The sequence below is a fragment of the Raineyella antarctica genome (assembly GCF_900092135.1).
Taxonomy (GTDB): Bacteria; Actinomycetota; Actinomycetes; order Propionibacteriales; family Propionibacteriaceae; genus Raineyella; species Raineyella antarctica.
The window spans coordinates 116,320-122,598 of the sequence record NZ_FMYF01000012.1 but is presented as its reverse complement, the minus strand read 5'-3'; the positions used below and the strand labels follow the sequence as shown (position 1 = coordinate 122,598).

Annotated in this window: 7 protein-coding genes and 1 tRNA gene; 3 read left to right on the top strand and 5 right to left on the bottom strand. The window is 69.5% G+C overall.

The features are described 5' to 3' along the window. The 3 genes from GA0111570_RS17890 to GA0111570_RS15085 form a co-directional block, all read right to left on the bottom strand. Nucleotides 1-645: LGFP repeat-containing protein (locus tag GA0111570_RS17890; RefSeq protein ID WP_425438631.1), on the bottom strand; the 645-nt coding region annotated here is incomplete at its 3' end. 162 nt (nt 646-807) lie between these two features. Beyond that, nucleotides 808-883: transfer RNA gene (locus GA0111570_RS15090), tRNA-Thr, on the bottom strand. A gap of 95 nt (nt 884-978) precedes the next feature. Further along, nucleotides 979-1,818 carry a PSP1 domain-containing protein gene (locus tag GA0111570_RS15085; protein WP_092613198.1) on the bottom strand — a complete coding sequence of 280 codons (840 nt, stop codon included), beginning with the start codon at nt 1,816-1,818 and terminating at the stop codon, nt 979-981. Between the two features lie 114 nt (nt 1,819-1,932). On the opposite strand from GA0111570_RS15085, the gene GA0111570_RS15080 reads away from it, so the two are divergent. Beyond that, nucleotides 1,933-2,454, top strand: coding sequence for a hypothetical protein (locus GA0111570_RS15080; RefSeq protein ID WP_092613195.1), 522 nt, complete (start codon nt 1,933-1,935; stop codon nt 2,452-2,454). A gap of 52 nt (nt 2,455-2,506) precedes the next feature. Here the strand turns inward: GA0111570_RS15080 and GA0111570_RS15075 are convergent, their stop codons facing one another. Beyond that, nucleotides 2,507-3,244 carry a hypothetical protein gene (locus GA0111570_RS15075; protein ID WP_092613192.1) on the bottom strand — a complete coding sequence of 246 codons (738 nt, stop codon included), beginning with the start codon at nt 3,242-3,244 and terminating at the stop codon, nt 2,507-2,509. Between the two features lie 10 nt (nt 3,245-3,254). Beyond that, a complete protein-coding gene (locus GA0111570_RS15070) occupies nt 3,255-3,866 on the bottom strand; it encodes a GNAT family N-acetyltransferase (protein WP_092613189.1) in 612 nt (203 codons plus the stop codon). 81 nt (nt 3,867-3,947) lie between these two features. On the opposite strand from GA0111570_RS15070, the gene GA0111570_RS15065 reads away from it, so the two are divergent. After that, on the top strand, nt 3,948-5,270 hold the full coding sequence (locus GA0111570_RS15065) for an aminotransferase-like domain-containing protein (protein WP_425438630.1): 1,323 nt from the start codon (nt 3,948-3,950) through the stop codon (nt 5,268-5,270). Nucleotides 5,271-5,296: 26 nt separating this feature from the next. Then, on the top strand, nt 5,297-6,277 hold the full coding sequence (locus GA0111570_RS15060; RefSeq protein ID WP_092613183.1) for a D-alanine--D-alanine ligase family protein: 981 nt from the start codon (nt 5,297-5,299) through the stop codon (nt 6,275-6,277). Nucleotides 6,278-6,279 lie beyond the last annotated feature (2 nt).

Genomic DNA, 6,279 nt, shown 5'->3' with positions numbered 1-6,279 from the left:
ACCCGTCACGAAACGAGCACCCGTACTCGAAGACCAATAGATCGACCCGTGCTGGAAATGCTGGTAACACCCACCCTGCGCCAGACCACACCCCTCATCCACAGTCGGATAACCCAGGAAACCCTTCTCCCAACCCATCCACGACCACTTCGCACGGATCCCACCCGTCGTGTAGTGCGCCCCCGTACTCGGAGACCAATAGATCGACCCGTACTGGAAATGCTGGTAACACCCACCATCGACCAGCCCACAATAAATCGCCGTCACAGGCGTACCGACCACCGAAACCGACGCCGCCGCCTTCACCTGAATCGCCAACTCGCCCTCCGACAGCGCAGCAGCCGTGACGGTGGCCGACGGCTCGGTGGTACTGGCTGCGAGCTGGGGTGCGGTGGACTCGGTGGCGGGTGCCGCCGCGGGCGCCCGCGCCGCGACGGTCGGAGCGGCACTGGGGCTCGTGGTGGGCGAGGTCTCCGGGGACGGCGGGGCCGTGACATCCGTTCCAGGAGTGGCCGTGGCCGGAGTTGATGCGGAGGCGTCGGGCGGCGGTGCGGCCAGTGCGGCCACGGTGCCCGGTAGCGCCGTTGATAACCCGAGGACGATCGCTGTCAGGACAGCTCCCACCCGACGTCTGATGGTGGACATGTCTCCCCCTTGGGGGCAACCGACCCATGAACACCGGAAGGTCCACGTAGACGCACCCCGCGCACATCCAAGTCTAGGCTCGGGATCGCGATCCTGCACCGGTCAGAATTGTCCGAGGGTGCTCCGGGCTCCCGACGCGGGCCAGGAACCGGCACTGCCACATGGAGCCACCTACCGGAATCGAACCGGTGACCTACGCTTTACGAGAGCGTCGCTCTACCTACTGAGCTAAGGTGGCCTGCCTGCGGGGTCAACCCTCGCGGACAAGCGACAACTATAGCGATCGATCCCGCACAGCTCCAATCGCTGGGATGCGGCGTGCCGGGTCCCGGTTCAGTTCCGAGGTCGGGTGTCGAAGGCCTTCCGTGCCGGGCACACGTCGGCCTGCAGGCACCGGGTGACCTCGCCGGTGCCGTCGACGCGGACGACGACCGAGTCGGAGGGCACCGAGTGCCCGATCACCTTGCCCTCGCCCTCCGGTGTCTTGACCCGCGAGCCGATCTTGGGTGCCTTCTTGACGAAGTCCTGGTAGAGCGGGTGCTCGTACTTCAGGCAACACATCAGCCGCCCGCAGGCACCCTGGACCCGCAGCGGGTTGGAGGGCAGGTCCTGGTCCTTCGCCAGCCGCATGGCAACGGGCTCGAAACGGGTCAGGTGGGTGGAGCAACACAGGTCGCGGCCGCAGTTGCCGATCCCACCGGTGACCCGGGTCGCGTCCCGCGCCCCGATCTGGCGCAGGTCGATCCTGGCCTGGAGCACCTTGGCGAGGTCCCGTACGAGCAGCCGGAAGTCCACCCGGTGCGGCGCGGTGAAGTAGACCACGACCTCGCGGTGGAACTCCTTGTGACGGTCCAGGTAGTCGATGCCGACCACCTTCATCGGCAGTTCGTGCTCGCGGACCAGCCGGTTGACCACGACCCTGGCCTGCGAGCGGAACTTGCGGTTGGCCTTGTCCCGAGCCAGGTCGGCATCCGAAGCCGGTCCGAGGCAAGCGGGCAGCTCACCGAAGTCGGCCTGCTGGACGCCCTCGGGGGCCCAGACGCACTGCGCGACCTCGGGCCCCTCCTCCGTAGGGACCAGCACGTGGTCGCCGACGCTGACGTGGTGCCCTGCCGGATCGACGTAGTGGAGCTGGCCGTGCTTCTCGAACGTGACCGCCATCACCTGTTGCACGCGCCCAGCGTAGTCGCTCCACCGATGAACCGGCCGGACCGGGGATCTTCGATCCTTGAGTACAGTTGCCCGGGTGGCTCGCGATCCTGCAGGCCGTCAGAGCAGAGGAAAACGATGAGCACTCCCCGCGCGACCTCCAGCAAGCAGATGACCATCATGGTGACGATCGCCGTCGTGGTCGTCGTGCTCGGTGTGGTCCTGCTGGTCGGCTGGCTGTCCTCCCAGGCCGGTTCGCGGTCCGGGTCGGCCAATCCTGCCACCAACCCGCTCGTCCTGCCGGAGACGCCCGGCGACTTCCGGATCGATCCGAACCAGAAGCCCGAGCCGACCACGATGCCGCTGGGATCCGGCCAGGCCCAGTCGGTGACCGGCACCTACTATCAGGGCAACGTCAAGTCCCTGCTGGTGATGGCCGTACGCCCGGTGGACCAGCTGTCCGAGCTGGTGACCGAGCTGGACATCAGCGCCGCCCGGACGGTCGGTGACGGCCTGTGTGGCCGCTACCCGACCGGGCAGGACGTGTGCGTGGTCCGTGCCGACAACGTGGGTGTGGTCGGTGTCGGGCTGGACGGCCAGACCCTGGAGCAGGTGGTGGAGCAGAGCACCACCGTCGCCAAGACGATCGTCTCCCAGTAGTCCCGAGCCGCAACAGCCTGCGACTCGCAGGGTTGGACCGCCGCCCGGACGGTCAGAACCGCTCGAGGTGGCGGCTGTGGGCCACGTACGACTCGCGCGACAGCGGTCGCGGGGAGCCCTGGTACAGCTCGTCGACGAGAGTGCGGGCCGCCTCGACCACAGCCGGGTTGCTGGCCGGCGCCACGACCAGGTGGCCGGAGTCGGGCAGCCAGACGACCGCCGGGGCGTCGAAGATCCCGAGGGCCGCCTTGAGGACACTGGGGTAGAAGGCCCAGGCGCTCGCCGTCCAGTCCTCCGAGGCGATCTCGACGACTCCTCCCTCGTGCAGGATCGGCTCGAACGGCGTCAGCGCGAACCGGCTGCGGACCGCGGAGAAGACCCGGTCGGCGTCGACCTCCCAGGCCGACAGGTCCGCCTCGGAGACGTACCCCTCTCCGTGGACGATCACCTCCAGCAGTCCTTCCCCGACCGGGCGCGACAGCACCCAGCCGGGCAGGTCGGTGCCGACGATGCTGGGGGCGAGGTCGTTGACGGGCACGTGCGAGGGCAGCGGGCCGGTGCTGACCAGCATGGCGTACGTCCAGTCGTGGATCGCCTTGTCTGAGAGGTTGCCCACCTTCAGGAACCCGCCGATGTCGAGGATCCGAAAGCTGCCGTCCTTGTAGGTCACCCGCAACTGCTGCTCGGTCAGCGGCGCCACCTGCGCGCCCGCCCCGTTGGGGGCCTGGGGGAGGATGCTGCGCGCCTGCTCGGCGACCTTGTCCCGGATGTCCTCGACGCTCTCGTTCACGGGCGCCAGCCTACGGGCCGGACCCCCGCCGGGCAGGCTCAGGGCCCGTCGCCGGACGACCCAGCAGCTGGCGGACGCCGTCCTCGACCTCGGCCAGACTCGGCCACCAGGCCCGGGTGGTCCGCAGGTCCATCCGCAGGCGGGAGCCGAACACTCCCTTGCGCACCACGCGGAAGCCCTGCTCCAGCAGCCACTCCTCCGGGGGCGCCAGACAGGTCGGGTCCGACCGCGAGGCACGGATCTCGATCCCCCCGACGTGCCGGCGCACCAGCATGGCCGCCAACTCCTCCAGCATCCGGCGACCGACCCGACGACCCCGGTACTCGGGATGGACGTAGAACTGCAGGATCACCGCGGCGTCCGGACTCACCCCGGCCGCCGCGTACGGCCCCCGCACCGGGGCGTGCAGGGGAGGGGAGACCAGGATGTGCCCCACCGGGGTGTCACCGATCCGGGCCAGGACCCCGCAGCACCCGTACGCCTCGGCGGCGGCCGCGACCCACGGCTGGTCGGTGCCCGGCGGGCGGTCGTGCGGCAACGGGCAGCGGTCGCACACCTCCGGGAGCCGAGGCACCCCGCCGGGTTGCAACGGCTCGACCCTCAGCTGCTGCGCGCCGGCCATGGGCCCATGGTAGTCGCGGAGCGCCGCCCCGGTTCTGGCTCCGGCGACCCCGCGCGCGTGCGGCGTGGCACACTGGTGCGGGTGAGCTCGATCGAACCTCCTCGCCACGACACCCGCCTCGACATGTACCACGACCGCTATGCCGCTCGTGCGTTCAGTATGAAGGAATCAGCGGTACGAGCTCTCTTCGCCGTGGCCAACCGTCCCGAGGTGGTCTCGCTCGCCGGTGGCATGCCGAACATCGCCGACCTCCCGCTGGACATCGTCGGCGACGCGGTCAGGGACATGATCCAGTCCGCCGCCGGCCCCCGGGCGCTGCAGTACGGCTCCGGCCAGGGGGAGCAGATGCTCCGCGAGCAGATCTGCGAGGTGATGGCCGAGGAGGGGATCCGCGCCCACCCCGACGACGTCACCGTCACCGTCGGGTCCCAACAGGGCCTGGACCTGCTGACCAAGATCTTCTGCGACCCCGGCGACGTCATCCTCGCCGAGGCGCCGAGCTACGTGGGTGCGCTGAGCACCTTCTCCTCCTACCAGGCGGAGGTCGTCCACGTCGAGATGGACGACCATGGTCTCGTGCCCGAGCGCCTGCGCGAGGCGGTCGTCACCCTCGCCGCGCAGGGCAAGCGGGTGAAGTTCCTCTACACGATCCCGAACTACAGCAATCCCTCCGGCATCACCCAGACCCTCGAGCGCCGCAAGGCGATCCTCGAGGTCGCCAAGGAGACCGGGCTGCTGATCGTCGAGGACAACCCGTACGGACTGCTCGACCTCGAGGGTGGCCGGCTCCCCGCCATCCGCTCGATGGAGCACGAGCAGGTCATCTACCTCGGCTCGTTCTCCAAGACGTTCTCCCCCGGCATCCGGGTCGGCTGGGTACTCGCCCCGCACGCGGTGCGCGAGAAGCTCGTCCTTGCCCAGGAGGCCGCCACCCTCTCCCCGCCGACCTTCTCGCAGTACGTGGTCTCCACCTACCTGCGGGTCCACGACTGGCGCCAGCAGATCACCGTGTTCCGGGACATGTACCGCGAACGCAGGGACGCGATGCTGGCCGCGCTGCCCGACTACATGCCCGTCGGGACCACCTGGACCCACCCGCTGGGCGGCTTCTTCGTCTGGCTCACCCTGCCCGAGGGCATCGACTCGCAGGCGATGCTCCCGCGAGCGGTGACCAACCGGGTCGCGTACACCCCCGGTACGGCGTTCTATGCCGACGGGCTCGGGGCACGGAACATCCGGCTGTCCTACTGCTACCCCACACCTGAGAGGATCAGGGAGGGCGTACGGCGCCTCGGCGAGGTACTGAACCGGGAGTCGCAGCTCAACCGGACCTTCGGCGTACGTCACGCCGGGCCACACTTCGGCCTCGCGGAGCTCAACACCCCGCAGCCGAACCAGGAATGACCCAGCGCAGCAGCAGGAGGACCACCATGACCGCCACCGATTCCCTCCCCACCACCCCTGCCGGTTCCGACCTCGGCACGATCGTCGTCCTGGCCGGCGGCCTGTCCCATGAGCGCGACGTCTCGTTGCGCTCGGGCCGTCGGGTCTCCCAGGCCCTGCGGGACCGCGGCTGCACAGTCGTCGAGTCCGACGTGAACTCCGACCTGGTCGCCCTGCTGCGCCAACTGGACGACCCGATCGTCTTCCCGCTGGTGCACGGTGCCACCGGCGAGGACGGCTCGCTCCGCGAGGTGCTGGGCCTGCTCGGCGTCCCGTACGTCGGCTCGACCGCCTCGGCCAGCAGGATCGCCTTCGACAAGTCGATCGCCACTCCGGTGATCGCCGGACTGGGCCTGGCCACCCCGATCCAGATGGCACTGCCGGACGAGGTCTTCCGGGAACTCGGCGCCCGGACGCTGATGGACGCGATGGGCGAGAGCATCGGCTTCCCGATGATGGTCAAGCCCTCCCGCTCCGGCTCCGCACTCGGCTGCACCCGGGTCGACGACGCCGAGCAGCTGCCCTCGGCCATGGTCGGGGCGTACGCGTACGGTGACGTCGCCGTCGTCGAGTCCTTCATCATCGGCACCGAGGTCGCGGTGACCGTGGTCGACCGCGGCAACGGCCCGATCGCGCTGCCCGCCGTGGAGATCCGCCCCGACTCCGGCGACTACGACTACAGCTCGCGCTACAGCGCGGGGACCACCCGATTCCTGACCCCGGCCGAGGTGCCGGACGAGGTGGCCGCGGCCTGTGCCGACATGGCCCTGCGCGTCCATGATCGACTCGGCCTGCGCGACATCTCGCGTACGGACATCATCATCCGCGACGGCGTCCCCGTCTTCCTGGAGACCAACGTCGCCCCCGGCATGACCGAGACCTCCCTCGTCCCGCTGGCTCTCGAGGCGGCCGGGCTGGAGCTCGGTGAGGTGTGCGAGGACCTCGTCCGACAGGCGTACCTCCGCTGACC

Coding starts and splice junctions, on each gene's coding strand:
- GA0111570_RS15060 (WP_092613183.1), top strand. CDS start 5,297: ATGACCGCCACCGATTCCCTCCCCACCACCCCTGCCGGTTCCGACCTC.
- GA0111570_RS15070 (WP_092613189.1), bottom strand. CDS start 3,866: ATGGCCGGCGCGCAGCAGCTGAGGGTCGAGCCGTTGCAACCCGGCGGG.
- GA0111570_RS15080 (WP_092613195.1), top strand. CDS start 1,933: ATGAGCACTCCCCGCGCGACCTCCAGCAAGCAGATGACCATCATGGTG.